The organism is Limnobacter sp., from assembly GCF_046297615.1.
Classification (GTDB): domain Bacteria; phylum Pseudomonadota; class Gammaproteobacteria; order Burkholderiales; family Burkholderiaceae_B; genus Limnobacter.
Genome location: NZ_JBKBHM010000002.1, coordinates 91,708 through 118,657, shown reverse-complemented (window position 1 = coordinate 118,657; position 26,950 = coordinate 91,708). Strand labels below are relative to the sequence as shown.

At 56.4% G+C, this 26,950-nt stretch carries 31 protein-coding genes; 8 read left to right on the top strand and 23 right to left on the bottom strand.

Features of this window, described 5'->3' with window-relative positions; genetic code table 11:
* Window positions 1-1,038, bottom strand: a complete 1,038-nt coding sequence (gene mltG / locus ACK4FF_RS04500) for an endolytic transglycosylase MltG (RefSeq protein ID WP_409705071.1) — start codon at window positions 1,036-1,038, stop codon at window positions 1-3.
* A 189-nt stretch (window positions 1,039-1,227) separates the two neighbouring features.
* Here mltG and ACK4FF_RS04495 point away from each other — a divergent pair, with 189 nt between their 5' ends.
* The 3 genes from ACK4FF_RS04495 to ACK4FF_RS04485 are packed head-to-tail and all read left to right on the top strand — an operon-like array spanning window position 1,228 to window position 3,238.
* Entirely contained in the window at window positions 1,228-2,148 is a 921-nt protein-coding gene (locus ACK4FF_RS04495) for a YgfZ/GcvT domain-containing protein (RefSeq protein ID WP_409705066.1), read from the top strand.
* A gap of 11 nt (window positions 2,149-2,159) precedes the next feature.
* Window positions 2,160-2,474 carry a DUF4936 family protein gene (locus ACK4FF_RS04490; protein ID WP_409705063.1) on the top strand — a complete coding sequence of 105 codons (315 nt, stop codon included), beginning with the start codon at window positions 2,160-2,162 and terminating at the stop codon, window positions 2,472-2,474.
* Window positions 2,465-3,238, top strand: coding sequence for an NRDE family protein (locus ACK4FF_RS04485; protein ID WP_409705060.1), 774 nt, complete (start codon window positions 2,465-2,467; stop codon window positions 3,236-3,238). Before ACK4FF_RS04490 ends, ACK4FF_RS04485 begins: the two co-directional genes overlap by 10 nt.
* Here the strand turns inward: ACK4FF_RS04485 and ACK4FF_RS04480 are convergent.
* The gene (locus ACK4FF_RS04480; protein ID WP_409705057.1) at window positions 3,226-3,528 is read right to left on the bottom strand and encodes a Dabb family protein; all 303 of its coding nucleotides are present in this window, start codon (window positions 3,526-3,528) and stop codon (window positions 3,226-3,228) included. The two genes, ACK4FF_RS04485 and ACK4FF_RS04480, sit on opposite strands and share 13 nt — an antisense overlap.
* 97 nt (window positions 3,529-3,625) lie before the next feature.
* Window positions 3,626-5,263: a 3-(methylthio)propionyl-CoA ligase gene (locus tag ACK4FF_RS04475; protein WP_409705054.1), complete on the bottom strand. Its 1,638-nt coding sequence runs from the start codon at window positions 5,261-5,263 to the stop codon at window positions 3,626-3,628.
* Between ACK4FF_RS04475 and ACK4FF_RS04470 the strand changes: the two genes are divergently transcribed.
* Genes ACK4FF_RS04470 through ACK4FF_RS04450 form a run of 5 tightly spaced genes read left to right on the top strand, consistent with a single transcriptional unit; the run spans window position 5,198 to window position 9,166 of the window.
* Window positions 5,198-6,994, top strand: coding sequence for a protein adenylyltransferase SelO (locus ACK4FF_RS04470; RefSeq protein WP_409705051.1), 1,797 nt, complete (start codon window positions 5,198-5,200; stop codon window positions 6,992-6,994). The genes ACK4FF_RS04475 and ACK4FF_RS04470 overlap by 66 nt on opposite strands.
* 24 nt (window positions 6,995-7,018) lie before the next feature.
* Window positions 7,019-7,432 (top strand): peptide-methionine (R)-S-oxide reductase MsrB, encoded by a 414-nt coding sequence (gene msrB, locus ACK4FF_RS04465; RefSeq protein ID WP_409705049.1) that lies wholly within the window; start codon window positions 7,019-7,021, stop codon window positions 7,430-7,432.
* Window positions 7,433-7,456: 24 nt separating this feature from the next.
* A complete protein-coding gene (locus ACK4FF_RS04460; RefSeq protein WP_409705047.1) occupies window positions 7,457-8,083 on the top strand; it encodes a septation protein A in 627 nt (208 codons plus the stop codon).
* Complete coding sequence (locus tag ACK4FF_RS04455; protein ID WP_409705045.1) at window positions 8,080-8,364, top strand: BolA family protein; 285 nt, start codon at window positions 8,080-8,082, stop codon at window positions 8,362-8,364. Before ACK4FF_RS04460 ends, ACK4FF_RS04455 begins: the two co-directional genes overlap by 4 nt.
* Window positions 8,365-8,383: 19 nt before the next feature.
* Entirely contained in the window at window positions 8,384-9,166 is a 783-nt protein-coding gene (locus ACK4FF_RS04450) for a peptidylprolyl isomerase (RefSeq protein ID WP_409705043.1), read from the top strand.
* 120 nt (window positions 9,167-9,286) lie between these two features.
* Here the strand turns inward: ACK4FF_RS04450 and nagZ are convergent, their stop codons facing one another.
* From nagZ to ACK4FF_RS04350, 20 genes are all read right to left on the bottom strand, one after another.
* Window positions 9,287-10,315 carry a beta-N-acetylhexosaminidase gene (gene nagZ / locus ACK4FF_RS04445; protein ID WP_409705041.1) on the bottom strand — a complete coding sequence of 343 codons (1,029 nt, stop codon included), beginning with the start codon at window positions 10,313-10,315 and terminating at the stop codon, window positions 9,287-9,289.
* Window positions 10,312-10,764, bottom strand: coding sequence for a holo-ACP synthase (gene acpS / locus ACK4FF_RS04440; protein ID WP_409705039.1), 453 nt, complete (start codon window positions 10,762-10,764; stop codon window positions 10,312-10,314). The genes nagZ and acpS overlap by 4 nt, the downstream gene beginning before the upstream one ends.
* Before the next feature lie 2 nt (window positions 10,765-10,766).
* Window positions 10,767-11,507, bottom strand: coding sequence for a pyridoxine 5'-phosphate synthase (gene pdxJ, locus ACK4FF_RS04435; protein WP_409705037.1), 741 nt, complete (start codon window positions 11,505-11,507; stop codon window positions 10,767-10,769).
* A complete protein-coding gene (gene recO, locus ACK4FF_RS04430) occupies window positions 11,504-12,232 on the bottom strand; it encodes a DNA repair protein RecO (RefSeq protein ID WP_409705035.1) in 729 nt (242 codons plus the stop codon). The genes pdxJ and recO overlap by 4 nt, the downstream gene beginning before the upstream one ends.
* Window positions 12,233-12,255: 23 nt before the next feature.
* Complete coding sequence (gene era / locus ACK4FF_RS04425) at window positions 12,256-13,161, bottom strand: GTPase Era (protein ID WP_409705033.1); 906 nt, start codon at window positions 13,159-13,161, stop codon at window positions 12,256-12,258.
* Window positions 13,158-13,859 (bottom strand): ribonuclease III, encoded by a 702-nt coding sequence (gene rnc / locus ACK4FF_RS04420; protein WP_409705031.1) that lies wholly within the window; start codon window positions 13,857-13,859, stop codon window positions 13,158-13,160. Before rnc ends, era begins: the two co-directional genes overlap by 4 nt.
* 14 nt (window positions 13,860-13,873) lie before the next feature.
* Window positions 13,874-14,740, bottom strand: coding sequence for a signal peptidase I (lepB, locus tag ACK4FF_RS04415; protein WP_409705029.1), 867 nt, complete (start codon window positions 14,738-14,740; stop codon window positions 13,874-13,876).
* Between the two features lie 2 nt (window positions 14,741-14,742).
* On the bottom strand, window positions 14,743-16,536 hold the full coding sequence (gene lepA / locus ACK4FF_RS04410) for a translation elongation factor 4 (protein WP_409706557.1): 1,794 nt from the start codon (window positions 16,534-16,536) through the stop codon (window positions 14,743-14,745).
* A 75-nt stretch (window positions 16,537-16,611) separates the two neighbouring features.
* Entirely contained in the window at window positions 16,612-18,018 is a 1,407-nt protein-coding gene (locus tag ACK4FF_RS04405) for a DegQ family serine endoprotease (RefSeq protein WP_409706554.1), read from the bottom strand.
* A 56-nt stretch (window positions 18,019-18,074) separates the two neighbouring features.
* The gene (locus ACK4FF_RS04400; RefSeq protein WP_409705027.1) at window positions 18,075-19,052 is read right to left on the bottom strand and encodes a MucB/RseB C-terminal domain-containing protein; all 978 of its coding nucleotides are present in this window, start codon (window positions 19,050-19,052) and stop codon (window positions 18,075-18,077) included.
* Between the two features lie 4 nt (window positions 19,053-19,056).
* A complete protein-coding gene (locus tag ACK4FF_RS04395; RefSeq protein WP_409705025.1) occupies window positions 19,057-19,704 on the bottom strand; it encodes a sigma-E factor negative regulatory protein in 648 nt (215 codons plus the stop codon).
* A gap of 14 nt (window positions 19,705-19,718) precedes the next feature.
* The gene (gene rpoE, locus ACK4FF_RS04390; protein ID WP_409705023.1) at window positions 19,719-20,321 is read right to left on the bottom strand and encodes an RNA polymerase sigma factor RpoE; all 603 of its coding nucleotides are present in this window, start codon (window positions 20,319-20,321) and stop codon (window positions 19,719-19,721) included.
* A 400-nt stretch (window positions 20,322-20,721) separates the two neighbouring features.
* Window positions 20,722-21,960 carry a beta-ketoacyl-ACP synthase II gene (gene fabF / locus ACK4FF_RS04385; protein ID WP_409705021.1) on the bottom strand — a complete coding sequence of 413 codons (1,239 nt, stop codon included), beginning with the start codon at window positions 21,958-21,960 and terminating at the stop codon, window positions 20,722-20,724.
* 81 nt (window positions 21,961-22,041) lie between these two features.
* Window positions 22,042-22,281, bottom strand: coding sequence for an acyl carrier protein (gene acpP / locus ACK4FF_RS04380; protein WP_409705019.1), 240 nt, complete (start codon window positions 22,279-22,281; stop codon window positions 22,042-22,044).
* Between the two features lie 81 nt (window positions 22,282-22,362).
* Window positions 22,363-23,109: a 3-oxoacyl-ACP reductase FabG gene (gene fabG, locus ACK4FF_RS04375; protein ID WP_409705017.1), complete on the bottom strand. Its 747-nt coding sequence runs from the start codon at window positions 23,107-23,109 to the stop codon at window positions 22,363-22,365.
* A gap of 31 nt (window positions 23,110-23,140) precedes the next feature.
* The gene (gene fabD / locus ACK4FF_RS04370) at window positions 23,141-24,082 is read right to left on the bottom strand and encodes an ACP S-malonyltransferase (protein ID WP_409705015.1); all 942 of its coding nucleotides are present in this window, start codon (window positions 24,080-24,082) and stop codon (window positions 23,141-23,143) included.
* 42 nt (window positions 24,083-24,124) lie between these two features.
* Window positions 24,125-25,102 carry a beta-ketoacyl-ACP synthase III gene (locus ACK4FF_RS04365; protein ID WP_409705013.1) on the bottom strand — a complete coding sequence of 326 codons (978 nt, stop codon included), beginning with the start codon at window positions 25,100-25,102 and terminating at the stop codon, window positions 24,125-24,127.
* Between the two features lie 16 nt (window positions 25,103-25,118).
* Window positions 25,119-26,177: a phosphate acyltransferase PlsX gene (plsX, locus tag ACK4FF_RS04360; protein WP_409705011.1), complete on the bottom strand. Its 1,059-nt coding sequence runs from the start codon at window positions 26,175-26,177 to the stop codon at window positions 25,119-25,121.
* A gap of 63 nt (window positions 26,178-26,240) precedes the next feature.
* On the bottom strand, window positions 26,241-26,423 hold the full coding sequence (rpmF, locus tag ACK4FF_RS04355; protein ID WP_409705009.1) for a 50S ribosomal protein L32: 183 nt from the start codon (window positions 26,421-26,423) through the stop codon (window positions 26,241-26,243).
* A 23-nt stretch (window positions 26,424-26,446) separates the two neighbouring features.
* Window positions 26,447-26,887, bottom strand: a complete 441-nt coding sequence (locus ACK4FF_RS04350) for a YceD family protein (protein WP_409705007.1) — start codon at window positions 26,885-26,887, stop codon at window positions 26,447-26,449.
* Window positions 26,888-26,950: the final 63 nt, after the last annotated feature.

The following is a 26,950-nucleotide window of genomic DNA, read 5'->3' as shown; positions in this document are numbered from 1 at the left end:
TCATCGCCCCAATTGGTATTTACGCACTGCGTTGTTGTGTTCGTTCAAATCTTTGCTGAAATGGCTGGACCCATCGCCCTTCGCCACGAAGTACAAGTATCGGGTTTCCTCGGGCCGAACGGTTGCAAACAAGGCGGCCTTGCCTGGATTGGCTATCGGCGTGGGCGGCAAACCAGTGCGTGTGTAGCTGTTGTAGGGCGTGTCGGTTTGCAAGTGCTTGCGGGTGAGGTTGCCATCGAACTCGGGACCTACACCATAAATGACTGTTGGGTCTGTCTGAAGCATCATGCCCAGCCTTAAGCGGTTGACAAAAACACTGGCCACTTTGGGCCTGTCCTGCGCACGTCCGGTTTCTTTTTCAACAATGGACGCCAACACAAGCGCTTCGTAAGGGCTGTTCAGCGGAAGCCCCTGCACGCGTTGTGACCAGGCCTGCGTCAAAACCTGCTGCTGCAACCGTGTGGCTCTGGCCAAAAAGGACGACAGCTTTGAACCCGGTGAAAACCGATAGGTGTCAGGGTATATCCAGCCCTCCAGGCTGCCCCCCTCCAGGTTCAAGCGCTGGGCAATGGCGCGCTCGTCCAATCCTTCATAGTCATCCACCAAATCGGGATGGGCGCGCAGTTTCGCCAACAGCTCACGGGCATTGAACCCCTCAACCAATGCAATGCTGCTTAACTTGGCACTGCCTTTGCTCAGCAGGTTGGCCAAATCAAGCGTGGACAACCCCGGCGGAATTTCATAGCGCCCGGCCTTCAGTTGCGAGGCCACGCCACTGAAGCGGGCCACCAGCACGAACAAGTTTGGATTCACCATCAAACCCTGGGCCCGCAACTCCTCGGCGATCGCGCGCGCGCCTTGGCCGGTGCTGACATGGACATCCAAGTCGCCGGGGCTGCGGTCCAGTGGCAATGTCAACCAGCCCCAGACCGCCAAGCCCGTGAACAGCACAGCCAGGGCGGCGTAGCGCAGCATCCGTCTGGACAGGGTTTGAATGGCACGGTTGTTTTGGCGCACTTTGGAACGTTTTTTGGCCACCGGTGTGGTCTCTCTGCAAATGAATGGGCCGGTGATGCATGTCAAATTTCAGGCCAGCGGCCTGTTGTCCGTGTCACCGATTGCCGGAAGGACCTATGATAACGGGATTGACCAGACCTGCCTTGACGCGAACCCTGAATCAAGGCCTTGGTTTGGCGCAGCACCCCTGTTTATTTGAAGGATCAAGACATGGATCAAATCGGTCTATTGCACCGTTGGGGCACCATCGCAGTGGAGGGCCCAGACGCCGCCCAGTTCCTGCACGCCCAACTGACCAATGACATTGTGAATCTTCAGGCCAATCAAGTTCGCTTGGCTGGGTTATGCACGGCCAAGGGCCGCCTGTTAGGCACCTTCTTCGCAGTGCGTCAGGGCGAGACTGTGCTGCTGTTCACCCGCGCCGACGTGTTGCCCGCTTTGGTCAAGCGGTTGTCCATGTTTGTGTTGCGCAGCAAGTGCAAGGTTCGAGACGCCAGTACGGAATTCAGCCTTGAGTTTTGCCGAGAATCAGCAGCCGAATCGGGCCTTCAACCGATGGGTGCGACTTGGTCGGAAGACGGCTCTGTAGTCATGCACCTGCGGCCACAAAGCACTGGATCGGTGCCAGTGATTCGCGCCCGAAAATCGGCAGCAAATGCCGCTGTACAAGGGCCTTACGCGGATGACGCCTTTGAGCAAGCCTTGAATGAATTGGGTTTGGCCTACGTCAGCCAGGCCACCGTGGAACTGTTTGTACCCCAAGCAGTGAACTGGGATTTGGTGGGTGGCGTGTCGTTCAGCAAAGGGTGCTACCCAGGCCAAGAGGTGGTTGCCCGAAGCCATTACCTGGGCAAGGTGAAACGCCGCAGCCTTCGCGCACAGGCGCCAAGCGCCGTGCCTGCGGGTGCTGATGTGTGGTTGGTGGGCAAAGACAACGAACCCGTCGGGCAAGTCGTCACAGCCGTGTTTGCAGGCGCCCAGTCTGAACTGTTGGTGGAATTGCCCTTGGATGAGGCCACCGCCCGCGAGGCGCGGTTTGAAGTTCGAGGCGAGCAAGAGTCGGTACCGCTGACGGTGTTAGGCATGCATTACGATGTACAGGCCAAGGGCAATCTGTTCGAAGGCCAATAAGGGGTAAACCAGTGGGTATTCAGGTGTACGTGTACTTCAAGGTGCATGGGGCAGAAAGCCAAATGGCAAAAAACGCCAGCAAGGCCCTGTTCGATGCCCTGCGCCTGAGTTCTGCGAATGCCCCTGACTGCCAACTCTGCGAAAGGCTGGACAACACACCGGGTATGCTGACCTTGATGGAAACCTACAGCCTGCCCGATGGCACCGAGGTGAAGCCTTTTTTGGATGAACTCAGCAACCTGACCGCGGAAGTCTTCCTGCAGCACTGGCCCGCACCGGAAAGTCGACCCGCCCGCCACGTCGAGGTGTTTCAGGCATGTGCATAGCCGCATGGGCCATTCGCCCCGAGGAAGAATACCCGGTGGTTTGCGTGGCCAACCGAGATGAATTCCACCACCGCCCCACCCTGCCCCTGCAACGCTGGGCCGGCAGCCATGGCCTTCAAATTTACGCGGGCTTGGACGAACAATCGGGCGGCACCTGGATGGGTGTGAATTCAAGGGGCCTGCTGGCCTTGCTGACCAATGTGCGCAACCCCTCGCTGAACAAGCCAGACAGCGCACCCACCCGAGGAAAACTGGTGTGGGATGCTCTGAACAATGAGCCCGTACCCGCATCGCGATACAAGGAATTCTCGGGGTTTAACTTACTCACCTTGAACCTGCATTCACTACACGGTTTGGTGAGCAGCAACCAAGATGACACCCCGCCACAGCCTGTGAAAGCGGGCATTCAGGTGCTGTCCAATGGGTCGCTGAACAGCACGTGGCCAAAAATGCTGCGCTTGAATCAGGCGCTGGACGCCGCACTGGGCCACAGCGGTAACGCATCCACGATCGATCACCTGTTCGCAGTGCTTGAAGACACCACCTTGGCCGATGACGACGCTTTACCATCCACCGGCATTCCGCTGGAATGGGAGCGGCGCCTGTCCAGCATCAAGATTGTGTCGCCGAGCTACGGCACACGGTCAAGCACGGTGGTTCGTTTCAGACGCGACGGTCAACTCGAACTGCAAGAACGTTCTTACGCCGCGGATGGCACGGTGCAAAGCACCGCACGTTTTGAGTTGACGCTTCAGACTTCGTAATCCATACACTGGCGGGCGCTGCGAACTTCGCCAATGAATGCTTTGATGGCCTCGTGTGTTGGATGCACGGCATAAGCGTCCAACGCTGCTTTATCGGCAAACACGGAATACAACACCACGTCATAGGTGCATTCCAAATCGCCACCGCCCAAACCCACTTCAAACTCAAGAATACCGGGCACGATGGATGCACAGGTCATGAGCTTTTCTTTCACCAACTGCTTGTTCACTTCACGGCTGTTGCCAGCGGCTTCATCCTTCAACTGCCAAAAAACAATGTGCTTGATCACGAGACTAATCCGTCATGGTTTCTAATTAATCGGATTCAAACGCCCCGGCTGCATCAGGCAGCCGAGGCCGAATTGGGTGAACTGCGTGTTGAATGCATTAAGCAGGCAACACATGGTCCTTGAACTGCTCACGCAGTTTCAACTTCTGAATTTTACCGGTGGCGGTGTGCGGCAATTCATCCACAAACGCCACATCATCCGGAATACTCCACTTGGCCACCTTGCCTTGGTAGAAGGCCAGCAAATCCTCCCGGCTTACCTGTGCATCAGGCTTTTTCACAACCACCAGCAACGGGCGCTCATCCCATTTGGGGTGGCGCGCGGAAATCACAGCCGCCTCATGCACAGCAGGGTGGGACATCGCCACGTTTTCCAGGTCGATGGAGCTGATCCACTCGCCTCCGGACTTGATCACATCCTTGCTGCGGTCTGTGATCTGCATGAAACCGTCGGCGTCAATCTTGGACACATCGCCAGTCCGGAACCACAAACGCCCCTGCTTGTCGCGGCTGAAGGCGTTTTGACCATCGCCACCGTAATACCCGGAAACCACCCAGTGCCCACGCACCAGCAAGTCACCGAAGGCCTCGCCATTCCAAGGCAGTTCTTCCTCTTCGTCATTGACAATCTTGATGTCCACGCCGTAGATAGCCACACCCTGCTTTTCGAGAACCTTTTGCTGCGCCTCACGGGGCAAATCGGCATGCTTGGCTTTCAAGCGGCACACCGTACCCAATGGGGACAACTCGGTCATACCCCACGCATGAATCACCTCAACACCCAAGTCGTTGAGGGTTCGAATCATCGCGGGGGGTGCAGCTGACCCACCAATCACCGTGCGGTTGAAAGTAGAGAACTTCAGCTTGTTTTGCTGCACATAGTTAAGCAGGCCCAGCCACACCGTGGGCACACCTGCAGAAATGTTCACCTTCTCTTCTTCCATCAGGGTGTAGATGGACGCACCATCCAGCGCGCCGCCTGGCATCACCATTTTTGCACCCACCATGGCGCCAATGTAGGGCAAGCCCCAGGCGTTCACATGGAACATCGGCACGACCGGCAGCACGGTGTCCCGGCTGCTGATGCCCAAGGCGTCAGGCGTACAGGCTGCCATCGCGTGCAGCACTGTGGAGCGGTGAGAATACAAAGCGCCCTTGGGGTTACCTGTCGTGCCCGAGGTGTAACACAGGCCACAGGCACTGTTCTCATCCAGCACAGGCCATGCGTAGTCGGCTGAACCGCCCGCCAGAAACTGTTCGTAATTCAGGCAGCCAGCCACGGCTGGCTCTGCAGGCATGGCTTGCTCATCACACATCTGGATCCAGCGCTTGACCGTTGGGCAGGCCGGCGCAATGGCCTTCACCAACGGGGCAAATGTAGAATCGAAAAACAGCGTGGTGTCTTTGGCATGGTTGATGATGTACACCAACTGCTCAGGAAACAGGCGAGGGTTCAGGGTGTGCACCACCGCGCCCATGCCCGAAACCGCGTAATAAACTTCGACGTGGCGGTAGCCGTTCCAGGCCAGAGTGGCGATATTCTCACCGGCCTGCACACCCGCAGACTGAAGCTGACTGGCCAACTGGCGGGAGCGCTTGGCCACCTGCCCCCAGTTCGTTCGATGAATATCACCCTCGGTGCGGCGTGAAACAATCTCAATGGTGGGGTGATGCCGCTCCGCATGGTCCAGAATGGACGAAATCAGCAGGGGCATGTTCATCATCAAACCGTGCATCTTGTGGGTCTCCTCGCAATAAGATGGTCTCTGTGGACATCACACCGGGTCTACAATGACCTCTGGCGGGTCTGCCCATGCATCACGTGCAGACTCCATGTTTGGCACACTATATCGCAGGACTGGAATTTGTTTCGCCTTAACCACACTGTTTTGGTTCATGAATACGCAAGCTTGGGCGCGCCCTTCGTGACCCGCGTCCCGGCCACCCCATGGCGCACGCCAGCACGCTTGCTTCACGCCAACGGCAAACTGGCCGATGAGCTGGGTATTGACGACCTTTTGAGCAACCCCGGCACCTTGGGCGTGCTCAGTGGTTCACACCCACTTGCTGGCTATGACGCACTGGCCAGCGTGTACTGTGGCCACCAGTTTGGCGTGTTTGTTCCGCAGTTGGGTGACGGCCGCGCACTCCTGATCGGCGAGGTACGCAGCCAGGGTGCGTACCACCAACTGCAACTCAAAGGCGCAGGGCCCACCCCCTACTCCCGCCACGCGGACGGCCGAGCCGTGTTGCGCTCATCCATCCGGGAATACCTCGCCAGCCACGCAATGCATCACCTGGGTATTCCCACAACCCGCGCACTGAGCCTGACCGCCAGCCACGACCCGGTGTTCCGCGAAACCACCGAGACTGCGGCCATTGTGTGCCGGGTCAGTGAAAGTTTCCTTCGCTTTGGTCACATTGAATTTTTTGCCTATTCCAACCAGCATGCGGCCCTTCGTGAATTGCTGGTTTGGCACATTGCACAACATCACCCGGAACTGAATGCCCCGGACAACCCTGAAGCCGACATCACTCAAGTGGCCTTGGACTGGTTTGAAACGGTGGCACTGCGCACGGCCCGCATGGTAGCCCTGTGGCAGGCCGTGGGTTTTTGCCATGGGGTGATGAACACGGACAACATGTCCCTGCTGGGTTTAACCATTGATTATGGGCCCTACGGGTTTCTGGACAACTTTGACATCAATCACATCTGTAACCATTCTGATGACCGTGGCCGTTACAGCTACCGCAATCAACCTGCCGTGGCCCACTGGAACCTGCATGCCCTGGCCCACGCGTTGGCGCAGATTGTTCCCGCAGAACAATCCGAGTACCAAGCCCGCCTTGACCGCTTTGCCGAAGAATTCCATCGGGTTCACAGCCAAGTGTTTGCGGCCAAACTCGGCCTGTGGCGGAACACTGACGGCCCAAGGCCCGATTTTTCATCCCACCCTGCGGCGGCCATCGAGTGGGTGCACAGTTTGGCCAATACCCCGGCCAAACCCGAACATGACGAATTCATTGAATACACCTTGAACTGGCTGCATGAAAACACCTTGGACATGACCCGGTTCTTCCGCTCACTCAGTGCCCTGAACCCCCGCTTGCCGATGGCTGAAAACTGGTCCAGTTGGCAGCGGCACGGCGCGTTTGCGCTGAGCCTGGGTAACCAGGCCCATGTTGAAAATGGCCAGGCCTGGCTATCGCGTTGGCTGGCTGCACAGCAGGCTTTCGGTGCAGACAGCACCACCACAGGTGAACAACTTGACCACATCAACCCTGCGGTGGTTGCCCGCAACCATCTGTTGCAGGAAGTGATTGAGGCTGCCCAGCAAGACCAGCTTGAACCACTGAACAAATTGTTTGCTGCGCTGTCAGACCCTTACGGCAACACGCAACCGGACGAATATACGAATGCGCCGCCGGAATGGGCACGCAGCCTGGTGCTGAGCTGTTCGTCCTGAGCAGCCTTAAACAAAGGAAAAACCATGACCGACAAAGTCACCAAAACCGATGCCCAATGGCGCGAAGAGCTTACCCCGATGAGCTACGAAGTCACCCGCAAAAAGGGCACTGAACGGGCCTTCACCGGACACTACTGGGACCATCACGAGCCCGGCATTTACCGATGCATCTGCTGTGGAACCCCTTTGTTCGCCTCCGACACCAAGTTTGACGCTGGTTGCGGATGGCCCAGCTATTTCGCACCTTTGAACCCAAACCATATCGAGGAACACGTGGACCGCAGTTATGGCATGATTCGCACGGAAGTGACTTGCCGCATCTGTGACGCCCACCTTGGGCATGTCTTCAACGACGGACCGCCACCGACTGGGCTGCGTTACTGCATCAACTCCGTCAGCCTTGCTTTCGAACCTTTCGCCAACGACCAGTCAGCCTGACTGGTCCACTATTCAAAATACACCGTGAAATTATTGCTCGATTTTCTACCCATTGTTCTGTTCTTCGTCAGTTTCAAATGGGCCGGCCACCAACCCGATCAAGCCCTGGCACTCATCGCCCCCGTAGTGGGGGCCGTGTCCACAGTCACACTGCAGGCCTCGCAGGTGCCCATCCTGCTGGCCACAGTCGTGGCCATCGCTATCACCGTGGTTCAAATTGTGGTGCAACGCCTGATGGGCAAACCGGTGGAAAACATGCAATGGGTGGGCTTGGCCCTGATTGTCGTTTTTGGGGGTGCCACGCTGGTGTTTCAGAATGAGACCTTCATCAAGCTCAAACCCACCGTGCTTTACGTGGCTATGGCGCTGGGTTTTCTGGTGGCTTATGCCCTGCGGAAAAACCCGGTGGAGTTGATGATGAAGGGTCAGGTTGACCTGCCCCCCGCTGCCTGGGGCAAACTGCTGTGGTCCTGGGTGGCCTTCTTCCTGTTGATGGCGGTGCTCAATGTGTTGGTGGCCTACAATTTTTCAACCGACATCTGGGTGGATTTCAAACTCTTTGGGTCTCTGGGGGCCACCATCCTGTTCGTGGTTGGGCAAGGGGTTTACATGTCCAAACACATGGCAACGCCGGGGGACAACGCCCAATGAGCATCTCCGCAGAGCAGTTGAAAGCCCGTGTCATGGAACGGCTGCAAGCCACTTGGGTTGAAGTGACCGATGAGTCGCATCTGCATGCAGGCCATGAAGGTGCAAAGTCTGGCGGGCGACATTTCCGCATCAAAGTCAAAAGCCCCCGGTTCACCGGGCTGGCCACTTTGGCCCGGCATCGGCTCGTGTATGATGCGGTGTCAGATTGGATGAATCGAGAAATTCACGCGCTGGCCATTGACATGGCTGGAATCGACGACAACACCAAGACAATTTCCTGAGAAGACACAAGGTTTGATTATGTTGAAACACACCCTGAAGGCCACTGTGCTGGCCACATTGATTGCCACTGCAGCCCCAGCGTTTGCTCAAAACGCAGCCTTGGTCAACGGCCAGTCCATCCCCAGCGAAATGCTGGACTTCATCGTGCGCGAGCAAGGCAAACGAGGCCAAGCACCCACGCCTGAGATGCGCTCCATGATTCGTCAGGAACTGATCAAGCAGGAAGTTCTGAAGCAAGAGGCGGTTAAAAAAGGCCTGGCCAGCAAAAATGACGTGAAATATCAGGTTCAAATGATGAACCAAGCCATTTTGGCCAATGCCCTGCGCGAAGACTACTTTGCCAGCAACCGCCCCAGCGATGCTGAAGTGAAAGACCAGTACAAAAAGATCGCTCAAATGATGGGGGGTTCCGAGTACCGCGCCAGCCATATTCTGGTGCCCAGTGAAGACGCAGCCAAAGCACTGATCGCCAAGCTCGACAAAGGTGCAAAGTTTGCGGACCTGGCCAAGGCCGAATCCAAAGACCCAGGTTCAGCACCCAATGGTGGTGATTTGGACTGGGCCAACCCCAACAGCTTTGTGCCCGAGTTCAGCCAAGTCATGGTGACCCTGAAAAAAGGTGAATACACCAAGGCACCGGTCAAGAGCCAATTCGGTTATCACGTTATCCTGTTGGCTGATGTGCGCGACACCCAGCCTCCTGCACTGGAGCAAGTTCGCCCACAACTCGAACAACGCATGATGGAAGAAAAGTGGCAGGCTTATCAGGAAAAACTGATCAGCAGCGCAAAAGTCAAGTAAGCCAAGCAAGTCACAGCAAGCAGCGCTAGCTGTCCAATAAAAAGCCCGCCCGACAGGTGTCGTCGGCGGGCTTTTTCTTTGGAGGCCCAGGCCAGTTGACGGGGCTCCGCAAAAGACCCATCACACCTGTGAAATGCGCTCCAAGGCGGACTGGTAGCTGTAGCTGGACCGCAATTCCGCCCAGTTCATGGAGGGTTGTGCACCCAAAAGGCGGCCCAAGCGGCGCGTGCGCAAAGCCACGTTTTGCTGGGTTTCGGGCACAGGGTCGTTCACAAGTGCTGCGATGTCGTCAAAGTTATTGCACGCCAGCACTGCATCACAGCCGGCCTTCAGGGCCGCCGATGCGCGGGCGCGGATATCACCCTCGCCGTGGGCACCCACCATGTCCAGGTCATCGCTGATCACAGCACCGTCATAACCCAACTTCACGCGCAATACATCCTGAATCCAGATGCGCGAAAAACAGGCCGGCTTGTGATCCACCTCGGAATACACCACATGCGCCGGCATGATGCTGGCCATGTTCAATGCATTGTTGTACAGGTAAGGCAAGGCGTCGGCCGACAGAATGTCGCTGAGCGCCCGGTTGTCTTGAGGCAAGGCAAGGTGACTGTCCAGCTTGACCCACCCATGGCCGGGGAAATGCTTGCCGCAACCCTGCATACCTGCCAGCGCCATGCCATGCATCAGGGCCGAAGCCAGTCGGGACACCACGCGGGGGTCCGAGCTGAATGACCGGTCACCAATGATCTCGCTGTTGCCCCAATCCAGGTCAAGTACAGGCGCAAAACTCATGTCAATCCCGCAGGCCCGCAGTTCTGAAGCCATCACAAAGCCCGCTTCACGCGCCAACTTCAAGCCATCGTCAAAATCGGCCTCCGCACGCCGCCCAATGGCACGCATGGATGGGATGGCTGTGAATCCATCACGGAAACGTTGCACCCGCCCCCCTTCGTGATCGACGAACACGGGCTTGCCAACACCCCCGTGCTGGCGAATGGACTGAACCAACTCGATCAACTGATCACGGGACTGAAAATTGCGCGTGAAGAGAATCAAGCCGCCCACAGAGGGGCTCTGAATACGCTCAATGTCTTGTCCACTCAACTGCGGACCAGTCAAACCGATGATCAAGGGTCCCAGGTTCATTGCTCTTCCTTTCTTGTAGAGAGTTGTTCATGGTTCAATCGAGGCCTGTCCGATTGGGGCACCAACATCACCGTGGCCATCACCATGGTTTGCTCGTCACTCAGGGACACCAGTACCTCACAGCCCCTTTGGGCCAATTTCAACTTCAATGCATCAGCGGGCACACACACAGGGCGCCCTGCCTCGTCGTTCAGAACACTGACATCCTGAAACGACAACTCCTTCCCGATTCCCGTGCCCCACGCCTTGGCCAAGGCTTCCTTGGCTGCATACCGCGTCGCGAGGTACAACACACCACGACGGCTTTGTGCACCGCCGCGCCGCTCAAATTCGCTGCGCTCAGCGTCAGTCAAAATGCGTTGAACAAACCGCTCACCATGGTCGTTCAACAGTGCATCCACCCTCGCTGCGTCCAGCAAATCACACCCCAAGCCGTACAAGGTACTCATAGTCAGCGAGGTCGGATTTTGGCCACCCGGGCCTCGATCATCAACCGCTTCATGGTTTTGATGGCATTCTCCCACCCCATGAACACCGCGTTGGCCACAATGCTGTGCCCAATGTTCAATTCGGAAATCGTTTCAATGGCTGCGACCGGCTGAACATTCTGAAAGTTCAAACCATGCCCCGCATTCACCCGCAAGCCTTCCGATGCCGCAAAGTTGGCAGCTTTCACCAAACGGTCCAGTTCATGTTGCACCTGCCCGCCAACGGCATGCGCATACCGGCCGGTGTGCAACTCAATGGCTTTGGCACCAGTCTTCAAAGCCGCTTCAATTTGCGCCAGGTCTGGGTCGATGAACAGCGACACCCGCATACCCTGGCTCTGCAAACGGGCCACTGCGGCCCCCACGGGGTGGAATCCACCAATCACATCCAGCCCACCTTCGGTGGTGACCTCTTCGCGGCGTTCAGGCACCAGACAAACATCCTGAGGCTGAACTTCCTCAACCAGCCTCAACATTTCCTCCACCACCGCGCATTCAAAATTCATGCGTGTGGCCAACTGGGGACGAATGGCCCGCACATCTACATCCTGCATGTGCCTGCGGTCTTCACGCACATGCACAGTGATTGCGTCTGCACCATACTGCTCGGCCAACAGAGCGGCTTGCAACGGGTCAGGTTCGTGGCCACGCCTTGCTTGGCGAATGGTGGCCACGTGATCGATATTCACACCCAGTTCAATCATGATTTCAACAACTGCTCCATCCAATTCCTGGCCAGCAAACCGTTTGGCGCCACATGGGCGTTCAACAGTTTCCGAGTCACAGGTTTCAGGGCCAAGGCTTCGGTTTTACCCACACCATGCTGCCCTGCATTCACGATGACTTGCCCGGGCACGGCCTGTTCAACGACCAAGGCCTGCTGCTCGTGCACACTTAACCCGTTTGTGGGGGTCCAACCCCGCTCATTGAACCAGACATAGTCTGACTCAGCGCTGATCGGTTGCCCCTGCGCATCGCTCTCCCAATCCAGACCAAACCCCAGTTCCCTGAGCAATTCAATCTCAAAGGTTCGCACGCACACAGTCACATCCACACCCTGACAAAGGTTCGCCAAAGTGTTGGAATACACATCGAACAGCCCTTCATGGCTGTCCTCGCGGCTCAAGCCACGCATCAACAATTCATTGAGGTAGTAGGCGGAGAACAAGGCTTTGTCCACAGGCGGCAACATTCCACCCAGCCATTCGGCATGGGTCAGGGTTTTGACTTCACCACGCCCGCTAAAGCGCACCTGCAAAGGCTGAAAACTCACCAGAACCGAACGCAACGCGGAATGTGGCCTTTTCGCACCTTTGGCCACCACCGGCAAACGGCCATGCTCACGGCAAAACAGCTCCACAATCAGGCTGGTTTCCTTGTAAGGCACACTGTGAAGGACAAATGCCGTGTCAGCGCCCTGCAAAGCCACGATCGCACCCCGGGTCAAACCGCTTATTCATAACCCAGGCTCTGAAGCAAACCGGCGTTGTCGGCCCAACCGCTGCGCACCTTCACCCAGGTTTCAAGGTGTACAGACCCATCGAACAGGCGTTCCATGTCGGCGCGTGCTTCCGACGCAATGCGTTTGAGCTTTTCTCCACCTTTGCCGATGATCATGGCTTTGTGGTTGTCGCGGTCCACCAGAATAGACGCATGAATAACCCGACGCCCTTCTTCGATGACAAATTGGTCAATCACCACCGTGCAGGTGTAAGGCAACTCGTCGCCCACCAAACGAAACAGTTTCTCGCGAATACGCTCGGCGGCCAAAAACTTCTCGGGCCTGTCTGTCAGCATGTCTTCTTCAAAGAAGAACGGCTGTTCCGGCAGCTCTTTGGCAATCGCACTGCGCAGGCTGTCCAGATTTTTTTCGGCTTGTGCACTCACCGGAACAATGGCGGCAAACTCACGCAACCCACTGATCTTTTGCAGAAAGGGCAACACCTCGCCTTTGTCTTTGAGCAGGTCAACCTTGTTGACCACCGCAATCAGCGGCACCGACTTTGGGCACAGCTCCAGCACCTTCAAATCCGCAGGCCCAAGCTTGCCTTGCTCAATAACCCACAGCACCACATTCACATCCGCCAAGGCTGTAAGCACCGAGCGGTTCATGGTTTTATTCAGTGCGTTGGAATGTTTGGTCTGAAAACCAGGCGTGTCTACGAACACAAATTGGGTGGGGGTTCCGTCCACAGGCTCGGTCACTACACCGGTCACTCGGTGACGGGTGGTCTGCGGTTTGGACGAGGTGATGGACAAGTGCTCACCAATCAAGCCATTCATCAGCGTTGATTTGCCCACATTGGGGCGGCCCACCACGGCAATGGCGCCACATTTGCTGGTCGTCTCTGAGTTCAACTTGCCTGTTTTCCTTCCAATTCGTTAAGAACAGCTTGCGCTGCGCTCTGCTCCGCAGTTTTTCGTGAGGTACCTAAGCCCTCCGACTTCAGACCCAAGGCTTGAACGTCACATTCCACCTGGAAATGAGGCGAGCTTTGGGTACCCCCTTCAACAAGCACCCGGTAGACGGGCAACTCCAGTCTGCGGCCCTGAAGCAACTCTTGCAAGCGGGTTTTTGCATCTTTACCCAAGGTGTTCAGCGGGGTCGCATCCAGTACCGGTGTCATCAGTGCCAATACGCACGCGCTGGCCGCGTCAAAACTGCTGTCCAGCGCCACGGCACCAATCAGGGCCTCAAGGCAGTCGGCCACTATGCTGTCTTTGAGCTCAAAACCCTGTCGCCTCTCACCGGCCCCAACGCGCATGCATTCAGGCAGATTCAAACGGCGACCGAGGCTGGCCAGCGTGTCCTGCCGAACCAGATGCGAACGGACACGGGACAACTGCCCTTCGTCAAGATCCACATGACGTCGGTACAACAGGTCCGACACTGCACAGTTCAGAATGCTGTCCCCCAGAAATTCAAGCCGTTCGTAATGAACGGCGCCAAAGCTTCGGTGGGTCAACGCTTGAAGGAAGAGGTCTGTTCGGGCGAACCGGTGGCCCAGGGCCTCCTGCAGCGCCTGTTGGGCTGCATTCAGCAGAGGTTCAGCCACGGTACGCGCCCAAGTTAGTGGAAACGCCCAATGCGGGACAAATCATTGAAGTTCATCCACACCATGAAGGCCTTGCCCACAATCTGGCGATCCTGCACAAAACCCCAAATCCGGCTGTCACTGGAATTGTCCCGGTTGTCGCCCATCATGAAGTACTGCCCTTTGGGCACTACGCAGCGGAACCCGGTGACATCGAATGTGCATTGGTCGCGGTTGGGAAAGTCCTGAGCGCCCATCACGTAAGGTGGAACATCTTCATCGTTCAACACCCGGTGAGTCACCTCGCCCAGTTTTTCTCGGTACTGGATTGAATAAGTGAAGGTGTCCGGGTCGTAATACTTGTCCATGGGCTGTACGGCCAAGGGTTTGCCATTGATCAAAAGCCGCTTGTTTTTGTACTCCACCACATCACCGCCCACACCAACCACGCGCTTGATGTAGTCCAGAGAGGGGTCCATCGGGTAGCGGAACACCACCACATCACCACGCTTGGGGTCGCCCAAGGGCACCACTTTCTTGTCAATGATGGGCAAACGAATGCCGTAGGCGAATTTGTTCACCAGAATCAGGTCACCGATCAGCAGCGTGGGAATCATGGACCCGGAAGGAATCTTGAACGGCTCGACCACGAATGAACGCAACACGAATACAAACAGGATGACGGGGAAAAAACTCGCGCTGTACTCCAGCCACAAGGGCTGGCGCATGTGTTCGCTGACCAAGCGCTTTTCGACATCAGCAGTCATGTTCACGCCACGCGAGGCTGTCTGAACAGCCTGCTGCGCCGCCAGCCGCCGACGGGGCTTGAACACCATCAGGTCCAACACATAGAAGAACCCGGTGAACAGAACCAGCGTGAACAGGATCAGGGAAAAATTCATGTTTACTTGTCTTCCACTTGAAGAATGGCCAGGAATGCTTCCTGAGGAATTTCAACGTTACCCACCTGCTTCATGCGTTTTTTACCCGCCTTCTGCTTCTCAAGCAGCTTCTTCTTGCGGGAAATATCGCCGCCATAACACTTGGCCAGCACGTTCTTGCGCAAGGCTTTTACGGTTTCACGGGCGATGATGTTGGCACCGATGGCCGCTTGAATCGCCACATCAAACATCTGACGGGAAATGATTTCACGCATTTTCGCGGCCACGGCCCGGCCACGGAACTGCGAGTTGGCCCGGTGAACCATGATGGACAATGCATCCACTTTTTCACCGTTAATCAGCATGTCCACCTTCACAATGTCGGCAGCCCGGTATTCCTTGAACGCGTAGTCCATGGAGGCATAGCCCCTTGAAGTGGACTTCAGCTTGTCAAAAAAGTCCAGGACGATCTCCGCCATGGGCATGTCAAAGGTCAGACGAACCTGCCGGCCGTGGTACACCATGTTGGTTTGAACCCCACGGCGCTGCTGGCACAGTGTCATCACCGAGCCAACGTACTCTTGAGGCATCAACAGATTCACCGTCACGATAGGCTCGCGAATTTCATCAAGGCGGCTCAGGTCTGGCATTTTTGAGGGGTTGTCCACACGAACGATGGTACCGTCTCGCTGCACCACCTCATACACCACAGTGGGGGCTGTGGTAATCAGGTCCATGTCGAACTCACGTTCCAGGCGTTCCTGAACAATGTCCATGTGAAGCATGCCCAGAAAGCCGCAACGGAAGCCAAAGCCCAGCGCCTGCGACACTTCAGGTTCGTAATTCAGGGCAGCGTCGTTCAGTTTGAGCTTGTCGAGCGCCTCCCGCAGCGCTTCATACTGGTTCGCTTCCACGGGAAACAAACCTGCAAACACCTGAGACTGCACCTCCTTAAAGCCGGGCAAAGGCTCTTTTGCGGGGTGCTGGGCCAATGTGACTGTGTCCCCCACCTTGGCGCTGGCCAATTCCTTGATGCCTGCGTTGATGTAGCCCACTTCGCCGGCAGACAGGCTGTCACGGGCGACCGACTTGGGCGTGAACACACCCAAATCCTCGGCCAGGTAGGTGTCGCCTGTGGCCATCAGTTTGATCTTGTCTTTGCGGTTCAGCACACCGTTGACCACACGGACCAACATGACCACGCCCACGTAGTTGTCAAACCAGCTGTCGATAATTAGGGCTTGCAGGGGCGCCTCGCGTGAACCACGGGCCGGGGGTACCTTGTTGACCACCAGCTCCAACACATCTTCAATGCCCATGCCGGTTTTGGCGGAAATGGGCACAGCCTCAAGGGCATCAATACCGATCACATCCTCAATCTCGGTTTTGGCAGTGTCAGGGTCCGCTTGAGGCAAATCCATCTTGTTCAACACAGGCAACACCTCTACACCCAACTCAATGGCGGTGTAGCAATTGGCCACCGTTTGTGCCTCCACGCCTTGGGACGCATCCACCACCAGCAATGCCCCCTCACACGCCGACAGAGAACGGCTGACTTCGTAGGAAAAGTCCACGTGCCCCGGGGTGTCGATCAGGTTGAGCAAATAAGTGTTGCCGTCCTTGGCCTTGTAGGTCAAAGCCGCAGTCTGTGCCTTGATGGTGATGCCGCGCTCTCGCTCAATGTCCATCGAATCAAGCACCTGCTCGTCCATTTCGCGGTCGCTCAAGCCACCACATTTTTGAATCAAGCGGTCGGCCAGCGTCGACTTGCCGTGGTCGATGTGGGCAATGATGGAAAAATTCCGGATGTGCTGCATCTGCATCATGAAGAAAGGGGCATTGCTGCCCCCAAAGAATCTCGAAAACTCTTTATTTTACTCGATCCCAGCCATTCACGGGGTCACGACCACAAAGAAAGAGTTGTCACCACGGCGCACCAGAACCGGGACGGGTTGCCCTTTGGCCAGGCCTTTGACTACCTCATTGAATTGTTTGGCCGAGGCAATGTCCTGCCGCCCCAACTGAAGGATCAAATCACCCGAGTTGATGCCTGCCGCAGCCGCTGCGCCTTGCACAGCGCGCACCACAACCCCGCCCGTGGCGTTCAAGGCTTTGCGTTCTGCATCGGTTGGGTCAGTGACCGACAAGCCCAAGCGGTCAGCCTCGGCAGGCTCAGGCTTTTTGGGTGTTGCAGCAGCCTTGGCAGTGTCCGTTTCAAACTCGGCCACAGTGATGGGCAGGGTCTTTTCAGACCCTTTACGCCACACAGTGATGGTCACCTTGGAACCAGGCTTCGTGTCCCCAACAATTCTCGGCAAATCAGAGGCTTTGTCCACTTTCTTGCCATCGAATCGAGTAATGATGTCCCCTGCAATCACGCCGGCTTTGTCAGCCGGACTGTCCTTGGTGACCGAGCCTACCAAGGCACCTTGAGCATTGGCCAAGCCCAGTGCCTTGGCAACATCTTTGTCCACTTCACCGATTCCCACACCAATGCGGCCACGGCTCACCTTCCCGGTTTCACGCAATTGCTTGGCCACACGCATCGCTTCATCGATGGGAATCGCGAAAGAAATGCCCATGAAGCCGCCGGTTCGACTGTAGATCTGGCTGTTGATACCAATCACATCGCCATCCAGGTTCAACAAGGGGCCGCCGGAGTTACCGGGGTTCACCGCCACATCGGTTTGAATGAAGGGCAAATACTCCCCGGTGTCCCGCCCTTTGGCACTGATAATGCCCGCGGTCACTGAACTTTCCAGACCAAAAGGCGAGCCGATCGCCACCACCCATTGACCTACTTTCGTCTTGGTGACATCGCCAATGCGCAAGGTTGGAAAGCCTTTGCCTTCAATCTTCACCAAAGCCACGTCGGTGCGCTGGTCCGACCCAATCACTTTGGCTTTGAATTCCCGCTTGTCTGGAAAGGTCACGATGATGGATTCCGCACCATCGACCACATGGTGGTTGGTCAGCACATAGCCTTCGGCATCAATGACAAACCCCGACCCTACCCCGCTGGGCACCTCACGCTCTTGACGGCCGCCACGAGGGGCCTGCTGCGCACCAGGGGGCATGAAACGACGGAAAAATTCGAAAAACGGGTCATTGGGGTCCATGCCCGGGATGTTGGGTACCGCTCCCCGGGGGTTCTCGGCCATTTTCTGCGTGGTGCGAATGTTCACCACAGCAGGGCCAACACGCTCCACCAAATCGGCAAAATCGGGCAGGTCACGGGCTGCGGCCTGAACGGGCTCAGGAATGGCCATGGTCAAGCCAGTCAGGGCAACGGCCTGCATCAAACAGGCGCCCAGTACAACACGTCGAATCTGAAACATGAATGTGATCCTTATTCTTATTGGGACTTCCAACGCACTGATTTCATGAATAAATTGATGGTTTTTTCCGGCACTTCACCCATCACCGTCACCCGGTGCTGGGATTGAACCTCGGATTTTGAATTCACAGCACCGTGACTCATCGGCGCAGTGGGTGCAGCCTGACCGTCGGGGGCCCGCTGCACGAACACCGACAAAGACGACAGGCCATCACTGAACACGGTCTGTTGAACCTGCTTGTCCGAACCCTTGATGCGGCACAAGGTGCTGGCCCTTTTGAAACCCGCCAAAATGTCAGGCAGGGAGTAAGCCAGTTCAGCATCCTTCACGGGAACCACTTCAGTCGTGGCCGTCCTCCAGCCTTGGCCAGCAGGAAACTTCTCGGGCTTGAGCGTTTCATCAGGCTCAAAGTCAATCTCGGTGAAGCCCACATGCTCAAGCAGATCACCGCGAGACGAATAGAGTTCAGTGCGCATCAGCAGGCTTTTCTGACGGTCCAGATAAAAACGGTACTCATAACGCATGTCATCCCGGGGTTTAAGTTGAATGACTCGGGATGAACGCCCTGCCACGCGCCGAGAGGGCAACTCGGAAATGGTGTACAGCTTGTCCAGCTCGGAAATTGAATCTTTCAGGGATGTAAGCCGTGGAAACAAAGACGCACTGCTCTGCCGGCGTTCGGTCAGCACCAACTTTCGGTCGGGCAATACGCATTGAATCTCGTCGTTCTGACGGATCCAGCGGGCAGGCTGACCATCCAACCGTTCTAGCACCTCAAACTCACCGGTCTGGGTCACTTGATGGTGCAACTTGCTGGATTGAGAAAACTCGCCGGACTGGTTGAGCAGCAAACCCGAGTAATTCAGGGCCTTCGCCTGCTCCTGACTTTGGAGAAGAACCACCCACAAATCGGGCTGAGCATGCGCAGGGGCCACAAGCGTGACCAGCGCAAGCACACCGGCCGACAGAGACACTCTCAAGGCAGACATGATCATGGATTTACTGCCCAAAAGCCGCCGGACGAATCTGCGGGCCAGCCGATGCAGTCGAGTTGGCTTGCCACACATTCATCCAGTCAGCCGACTCGTCGGGGGCGGCGCTGCTTGCCCGGCCGCCCTGAAATTGTGGGTTTTCAGCCTCAGCCCGAGCGATGGGAGACACCACAGCCAAGCCACCACGTGCACCGTAATGCTGGTGCGCCAGGAAGTATTCCTGCCACAGGGCCAATTCATCGTCTGACACCGTCTGCTGGACAGCCACGTGGCCGTGTGCCGCGACGGATTGATTGTCCAGTGTGGGCACAAACTGATGAACAGCCAGCGACACAAAACCGACGGCTGCCACAGTGGCCACTGCACGGGCATTCAGCCAGTTGCGGCGAACACCAGTCAAAAAACGGGACCGCAGCCTGTTGCGGGCCTCCGGGGCAATGACCACGGGTTCTTGGGCCAAACGCGCCTCAAACCGGCTCATGAAACCTGCGTCATCGAACTGGGCCAGTTCAGTGGATCGCAGCAGATCAGCGGTTAAAGCCATGGTACGCCACACTTCGTCGCACTCAGTATCCCATCGGCTCAACAGCCCGTCCAACTGAGAATCGTCCAGCTCGCCATCCAGCAAAGCGGAAACCATTTCCTGAGTGCTCATGTTCAATCCAACCTTCACCAACGCTTGCCCCCCTTGGGGTCCAACAGGGGCTTGATTCGTTCGGCAATTGCCTCTCGCGCCCTGAAAATACGTGACCGCACAGTGCCTATGGGGCACCCCATAACCTGAGCAATCTCGTCATAACTTAAACCATCTATCTCGCGCATGACAATTGCCGTCCGTAAGTCCTCTGGCAAATCTTCCATGGCCGCATTGACCGCCTCACCGATCTGCTTCGTTTGGTAGAGCGATTCTGGCGTGTCTATGTTGCTAAGAGCGAGATTGTCTTCAAAAGTTTCACCATCCTCATCAACCCCCTCTTTTAAGGTGGTTGGCCGCTTGCCCTGGTTGACGAGCAGGTTTTTGGCCGTGTTGATGGCGATGCGGTAAATCCAGGTGTAGAAAGCGCTGTCACCCCGGAAATTACCAATCGCGCGGTAAGCCTTAATGAAGGTCTCCTGGACGACTTCTTCAATGTCTTCCTGATTTTTAACCATGCGGCTGAGCAAACGCCCAACCCGTCTGTGGTACTTGGAGACCAAGAGGTTGAAGGCCTTTTGATCACCCGCCTGCACCCGTTGAACAATCAGGAAGTCTTCGTCTTTATCGGAGGACATGCAAGCCCTCCCAGACACGCAAACCCCATGAGGTGTTTGACTCATGGCGTTCGAATTGGCGGGACAACAAACGCAGGCGACCACTCACGCCCCGGGAGGCCGGGACGTGGAGAAGACCTAGGGAAGTGGAGACAAAAGTGTGGCCTGCGACGAACCAGAACCCGTTCAGGCGGATTCTGCTCCACACTGACGCACGGTGAGACGGGGCAACAAAAAGCTTGGGACTCAAACCACCGCCCCACTCAAAGCGCAGGTGTCTGGAACGCAAGCCAACCTGAATGCCCAAGGGAGCCAACGCCCAGCCCGCCAACCGGCGGACTGCAGACCATTGATCCATCTGGATTTCCAGAAACTCAGGGGGTAGAGGGTCCAGGGTGTCAATGGTCACAGTCAACAACAATCAAACGCGAGCCACGGCCAAAGTACCGTTGGTACCACCGAAACCAAAAGAGTTGGACAAAGCCAGCTTGATGGTCATGTCACGCGCAGTGTTGGCGCAATAGTCCAAATCACACCCTTCGCCAGCCTCCAGCAGGTTGATGGTGGGGGGCGACACTTGGTGATACACGGCCAGGCTGGTGAACACAGCCTCAATACCGCCCGCAGCACCCAACAGGTGACCGGTCATGCTCTTGGTTGAATTGACCACGGTCTTGTAGGCATGGTCACCCAAAGCCCTCTTGACGGCCATGGTTTCAGCCACGTCGCCGAGCGGCGTTGAGGTGCCATGCGCATTCAGGTAATGCACGTCCTGCGGATTCATGCCGGCATCGCGAAGTGCAGCCGACATGCAACGCGCAGCGCCATCACCGTCAGCGCAGGGCGCCGTCATGTGGCTGGCGTCTGCACTCATGCCGTAGCCAACCAATTCACCGTAAATGCGCGCACCCCGGGCTTTCGCATGCTCATACTCTTCAAGCACCACCACGCCTGCGCCCTCGCCCAGCACAAAACCGTCACGGTCTTTGTCCCACGGGCGGCTGGCGGCCGCCGGGTCGTCATTGCGTGTGGAAAGCGCCCGCATGGCCGCAAACCCACCAATGCCCAAGGGTGATACGGTCGACTCAGCACCACCGGCAACCATCACGTCGGCATCGCCGTACTTGATGATTCGGGCCGCTTCGCCAATCGAATGGGTACCTGTGGTACAGGCCGTCACCATCGCAATGTTGGGCCCTTTCAGCCCGTGCATGATGGACATGTGACCGGAGATCATGTTGATGATGCTGCCGGGAACAAAGAAAGGGGAAATGCGGCGATAGCCTTTGTTGATCAATTCAGAATGGGTGTCTTCAATCATGGGAAGACCACCAATGCCCGAGCCAATGCTCACGCCAATGCGTTCTGCATTCAGCTCAGTTACTTCAAGGCCAGAGTCCTTGAACGCTTGAATGCCTGCGGCAAGCCCGTAGTGGATGAAGGTATCCATCCGCCCGGCTTCCTTGCCCGGAATGTATTGAGCCACATCGAAATTGCGGACTTCACCCGCGATTTTGACGCCCAAAGGCTCAACATCGAATTTGGAAATGGTTGAAATGCCAGAACGACCTTCTACGAGGTTCTTCCAGGCTTCATCCACGCTGTTACCGACCGGACTGACTATACCCAAGCCCGTAATTACTACACGTCTACGGCTCACAGTCCCTCCCGTGTTTTTACGTGTATCAATAGCAACAAACCCGACCTGTTCAGGCCGGGTTTGGACACCACAAAGCCGAAATCAGGCTTTGGAGTTGGATTTGACGTAATCAATCGCCTGTTGAACGGTCGTGATTTTCTCGGCTTCTTCGTCAGGGATCTCGGTCTCAAACTCTTCTTCCAGAGCCATTACCAGTTCCACTGTGTCCAAGGAATCAGCGCCCAGATCATCGACGAAAGAGGATTCGTTCTTGATTTCCTCTTCTTTGACGCCGAGCTGCTCGGCCACAATCTTTTTAACGCGCTGTTCAATGTTTTCCATTACGGAGCCTCCGTGGGTTTAAATAAAAATCGAAAGAGTGTAACCAAGCAATGTGACGTTTCTTATTCCACCGCCTGGCCATCAGCCCATCCACATGCCGCCATTGACGTGCAACGTGGTGCCTGTGACATACCCCGCCTGGTCACTGGCCAAGTACAACACCGCTGCTGCGATGTCTCCAACCTGCCCCATCCGACCCAACGGAATTTGTTGTTTCAACTGCTCCACCTGATTCTCGGACAGCGCATCAGTCATGTCTGTCTGGATAAACCCGGGTGCGACACAGTTTACAGTGATATTGCGGCTTCCAAGCTCACGGGCCAACGCTTTTGTCATTCCCGTGACACCAGCTTTGGCCGCCGCGTAATTGGCTTGCCCCGGATTACCCGAGGTGCCAACCACCGAAGTGATGTTGATGATCCGCCCATGACGCTGCTTCATCATGGGCTTCATGGCCAACTTGGCCAACCTAAAATTGGCCGTCAAATTGGTTTGAATGACAGCATCCCAATCGTCGTCTTTCATTCGCATGGCCAACTGGTCACGGGTGATGCCCGCATTGTTGACCAAAATGGCCAAAGGCCCGAATTCCGCCGCAATGCGTTCAAACAGCGCTTCAACTTGGGCTGGGTCAGTCACATTCATGACCGCGCCAACCCCTTTGAAACCCTGCCCTTGCAGGGCTTCGGTGATCGACGCTGCGCCGCTTTCCGAGGTTGCGGTGCCGACGACCACAGCACCAGCTTTGGCCAGTGTCATGGCTATTTCACGCCCAATGCCCCGACTTGCGCCGGAGACCAGAGCAACCTTGCCGTTCAAATCAAACATGGATCAGATTCTCCTGAATTGGGCGGTCCGCTTACGCGAACAAAGCAGCTTGAATACTGGCGGGGTCATTGATGCTGACCACAGGCACTTGGCTGATGCGCTTGACCAGACCGGCCAGCACTTTGCCAGGGCCGCACTCGACAAACAAGGTGGCTCCCGCTTTCTCCATGGCCTGAATGGTTTCAACCCAACGCACAGGGCCGTAGGCTTGGCGCACCAAAGCGTCGCGGATTTGCTCCGGCACTGAGGGCGTGGCCACGTCGATGTTGTTGACCACAGGGTACGCTGGGGAGCTGATTTCAACACCTGCCAAATGCACGGCAAGGCGGTCTGCGGCAGGCTTCATCAAACTTGAATGAAAGGGGGCAGACACCGGCAACTCCAAGGCACGCTTGGCTCCTAGGGCCTTCGAAGCTTCGCAGGCCACTTTCACGCCTTGTGCACATCCAGCAATCACGACCTGACTGGGTGCATTGAAGTTAACGGCCTGAGCCACCAACCCACGCTCAACGGCTTGCGCACAAGCCTGAATCACTTGCTCATCACTCAACCCAAGAATGGCTGCCATGCCACCTTCACCAACCGGCACTGCATCCTGCATGGCCTGGGCACGTACGCGTACTGTGCGCAGCCCCGCATCCAAAGTAATGGCCCCAGCGGCCACCAAAGCAGCGTACTCACCCAGAGAGTGACCTGCCACCATCGCGGGCAGCGAACCGCCAGCCAGCTTCCAGGCTTCGAACACCAGCACATCAGCCAGCAACATGGCCGGCTGGGTGTTCACTGTCAGATTCAGGGTTTCTGCGGGGCCTTGCTCAATCAGGGCAAGCAAGTCTTGACCCAATGCACTTGAGGCGGTTGAACCCAATTGTTGAAGCAGGCCAGAATATTCCGGCGCTGCGGCAAATGCCCCCAGCATACCCACCGATTGGGAGCCCTGCCCGGGAAAAAGAAACGCGATGCGTTGACTCATGCTTTTGAGGATGTGAATTTAGTCATTTATTGTGGCACTATTTTACATGCGAACGAGGACACTTCCCCATGTGAAGCCCCCTCCCACGCCTTGCAACAGCACATGGTGACCCTTCTGAATTCGTCCCGAACGCACGGCGACGTCCAAGGCCAACGGCACAGAAGCTGCCGAGGTGTTGCCATGCTGATCGACCGTGACCACCACTTGCTCAGGCCTTAGGCTCAGCTTCTTGGCCACGGATTGCAGGATACGTACGTTGGCTTGATGAGGCACAATGAAATCAAGGCTTTGCAGCGGAAAATTAAGGCTCTCGCAAAGCGTTGTAGCGCTGTTGCCCAGCACCGACACCGCCTGCTTAAACACAGCCTGACCATCCATTCGCAGGAAAGGGTCTCCCACAACTTGTCCGCCTTCGACGCGACCGTCCGCATTCAGAATACAGCCCAGCTCGCCATTGGCATGCAGGTCACAGCCCAGAATGCCAGGCTCGGGGGTGGCCTGAAGGTACACGGCCCCGGCGCCATCTCCAAACAGAACACAGGTTGTCCTGTCGCTCCAGTCCATCAGGCGGGTAAACACCTCAGAACCGATGACCAGGGCATTGGCGACCTGGCCAGAGCGAATCATGGCGTTGGCCACGGTCAGCGCATAAACAAACCCACTGCACACAGCCTGCAGATCAAAGGCCATGGCTCGGCGCGCGCCCAAGGCGGCTTGCACACCACAGGCGGCTGAGGGAAAAATTTGATCGGCCGTAGAGGTGGCCAAGACGATGAGATCGACGTTGGCAACATCGGCCCCAGCACTGGCTAACGCACGCTTGGCCGCTTCTGTGGCCATGAATACATTGCTCTCATCGGCAGCTGCAATGTGCCTCTGCTCGATACCAGTGCGAGTTTTGATCCATTCGGCGCTGGTTTCAACGCCACGGGCGGCCAACTCATCAGTTAAAGCCTGATTGCTAACCACCCTCCTCGGCAGGTAAGACCCCGTGCCAAGGATAGAACTGTATGAAGGCATTCAAACACTTTTTGGTTTATGCCTCGGCTGAAGCCAATGCTTCTCCCTCTCCGGCTGAATCAGGCTTGGACACAGCATAGTGCGACATGGTGGTACGAATACTGTCCAACAAACTGGAGTTGGAGGCGTCGTAAGCCCGTTTGATCGCATGGTAAAAGGCGTAAGCATCGGCTGAACCGTGGCTTTTGATCACAATCCCTTTAAGCCCAAGCAGGGCGGCTCCGTTGTAGCGGCGGTGGTCCACCCTTTTTTTGAATCGAAGCAGCACTGGCGCGGCAAACACCGCAGCAATCTTGGGCCACAGGCCTTTCTTGAACTCCGTCTTGATGATGTCGCCCAACATGCGGGCCAGCCCCTCCGAGGTTTTGAGGGCCACATTGCCCACAAATCCATCGCACACCACGACATCGGTGGTGCCTTCGTAGATGTTATTGCCTTCGACGTTGCCGTAGAAGTTCAGCTCGCTGGCGCGCAACAGCTCGGCCGCGCGCTTGACCACATCGTTGCCTTTGATCACCTCTTCGCCGATGTTCAACAGCCCAACGGTGGGCTTGTCAATCGAATCGGTGGCACGAACAAAGGCGGAACCCATGACCGCAAACTGGAAAAGATGTTCTGGATCACAATCCACGTTGGCACCCAAGTCCAACATCAAAGTACCGGAACCTTTCTGGTTGGGCAACGATGAGGCAATGGCAGGACGATCAATTCCGTCCAGGGTTTTGAGCACGAAACGGGAAATAGCCATGAGCGCACCGGTGTTACCGGCACTGACGAATGCACTGGCCAGCTCTTCCTTGACCAGATTGGCACTGACGCGAATGGAAGAATCTTTTTTGTTGCGCAGGGCTTGAGCGGGAGGCTCATCCATGGCAACAACCTCACTGGCGTGTCGAATGGTGATGCGAGGATGCTCCAGCGCCTTTTTGCGCTGGAGTGCTGATTCCACCTCGGCTTGACGACCGACGAGGATGAGCTCGACGTCGTCAAATTCCTTGAGGAAACGCAAACAAGCCGGCACAGTCACGGAAAGTCCGTGGTCTCCACCCATGCAATCAATCGCAATGCGAACCATTCGTTCTAGCCCTTATGGTTTCACGGCAACAGACTGCAGTTGCCTGTTTGTTTTTTATTGGTTTTATTCGTCAGCTTTGGTTTTAACAACCTTTTTTCCACGGTACATGCCGTTGGGGCTGATGTGGTGACGCAGGTGTGTTTCACCGGAACCGGAGTCAGCGGACAAAGTAGGCGCTGACAAGTGTTGGTGCGAACGGTGCATACCGCGCTTGGACGGGGACTTTTTGTTTTGTTGAACGGCCATGATTGAGCTCCAAACAATTTAAATTACTTTTTGCGGGCCTTGAGCAGATCGCTCAAGTTTGCAAAGGGACGCTGTACGTCAAGCGCTTGTTCTTCAGCAGTGTCCTCCTGAAGCGCGCGAATCTCGGGTGGCTGACTTTGGGCCACATGCTCGCATGTTTCATGACGCGAAAACATGGGGCAAGCCAGCAACATTTCGTCTTCTAACCAATCGCGTAAGTTTACAGCACCTGCGCAGCAAACCACGTCGGTGTCGTCGTCCAAGGCGTCCTGATCATAGGCATCTGCTTCGGATTCCGAAGTTTTCAGGATCAGGTTTCGAAAAAACCGGATTTGATCATGAACCGGGCCATTGCAAATCACGCAAGGAAACTGCGCGGCAAAGTGACCGCTGAAGGTCAGAACACATTCGGATTTCGCGTTCACACGACCCCGAACTTCCCATTCGGACACTTCGGCACCCAACAAGGGCCCAGAGGGGTCGGTCAGACGCGGAAACTGCAGCAGATGCCCCTGGCTGCCCAGAAT

Coding starts and splice junctions, on each gene's coding strand:
- ACK4FF_RS04495 (WP_409705066.1), top strand. CDS start 1,228: ATGGATCAAATCGGTCTATTGCACCGTTGGGGCACCATCGCAGTGGAG.
- lepB (WP_409705029.1), bottom strand. CDS start 14,740: ATGAATTTTTCCCTGATCCTGTTCACGCTGGTTCTGTTCACCGGGTTC.
- ACK4FF_RS04455 (WP_409705045.1), top strand. CDS start 8,080: ATGAGCATCTCCGCAGAGCAGTTGAAAGCCCGTGTCATGGAACGGCTG.
- fabG (WP_409705017.1), bottom strand. CDS start 23,109: ATGTTTGATTTGAACGGCAAGGTTGCTCTGGTCTCCGGCGCAAGTCGG.
- plsX (WP_409705011.1), bottom strand. CDS start 26,177: ATGGTTCGCATTGCGATTGATTGCATGGGTGGAGACCACGGACTTTCC.
- ACK4FF_RS04365 (WP_409705013.1), bottom strand. CDS start 25,102: ATGCCTTCATACAGTTCTATCCTTGGCACGGGGTCTTACCTGCCGAGG.
- pdxJ (WP_409705037.1), bottom strand. CDS start 11,507: ATGATTGAACTGGGTGTGAATATCGATCACGTGGCCACCATTCGCCAA.
- nagZ (WP_409705041.1), bottom strand. CDS start 10,315: ATGAACCTGGGACCCTTGATCATCGGTTTGACTGGTCCGCAGTTGAGT.
- acpP (WP_409705019.1), bottom strand. CDS start 22,281: ATGGAAAACATTGAACAGCGCGTTAAAAAGATTGTGGCCGAGCAGCTC.
- ACK4FF_RS04475 (WP_409705054.1), bottom strand. CDS start 5,263: ATGCACGGTTTGATGATGAACATGCCCCTGCTGATTTCGTCCATTCTG.
- ACK4FF_RS04400 (WP_409705027.1), bottom strand. CDS start 19,052: ATGATCATGTCTGCCTTGAGAGTGTCTCTGTCGGCCGGTGTGCTTGCG.
- lepA (WP_409706557.1), bottom strand. CDS start 16,536: ATGCAGCACATCCGGAATTTTTCCATCATTGCCCACATCGACCACGGC.
- ACK4FF_RS04395 (WP_409705025.1), bottom strand. CDS start 19,704: ATGAGCACTCAGGAAATGGTTTCCGCTTTGCTGGATGGCGAGCTGGAC.
- rpoE (WP_409705023.1), bottom strand. CDS start 20,321: ATGTCCTCCGATAAAGACGAAGACTTCCTGATTGTTCAACGGGTGCAG.
- fabD (WP_409705015.1), bottom strand. CDS start 24,082: ATGAGTCAACGCATCGCGTTTCTTTTTCCCGGGCAGGGCTCCCAATCG.
- ACK4FF_RS04450 (WP_409705043.1), top strand. CDS start 8,384: ATGTTGAAACACACCCTGAAGGCCACTGTGCTGGCCACATTGATTGCC.
- rpmF (WP_409705009.1), bottom strand. CDS start 26,423: ATGGCCGTTCAACAAAACAAAAAGTCCCCGTCCAAGCGCGGTATGCAC.
- ACK4FF_RS04470 (WP_409705051.1), top strand. CDS start 5,198: ATGCCGCTCCGCATGGTCCAGAATGGACGAAATCAGCAGGGGCATGTT.
- acpS (WP_409705039.1), bottom strand. CDS start 10,764: ATGAGTACCTTGTACGGCTTGGGGTGTGATTTGCTGGACGCAGCGAGG.
- ACK4FF_RS04405 (WP_409706554.1), bottom strand. CDS start 18,018: ATGCAGGCCGTTGCCCTGACTGGCTTGACCATGGCCATTCCTGAGCCC.
- msrB (WP_409705049.1), top strand. CDS start 7,019: ATGACCGACAAAGTCACCAAAACCGATGCCCAATGGCGCGAAGAGCTT.
- ACK4FF_RS04485 (WP_409705060.1), top strand. CDS start 2,465: ATGTGCATAGCCGCATGGGCCATTCGCCCCGAGGAAGAATACCCGGTG.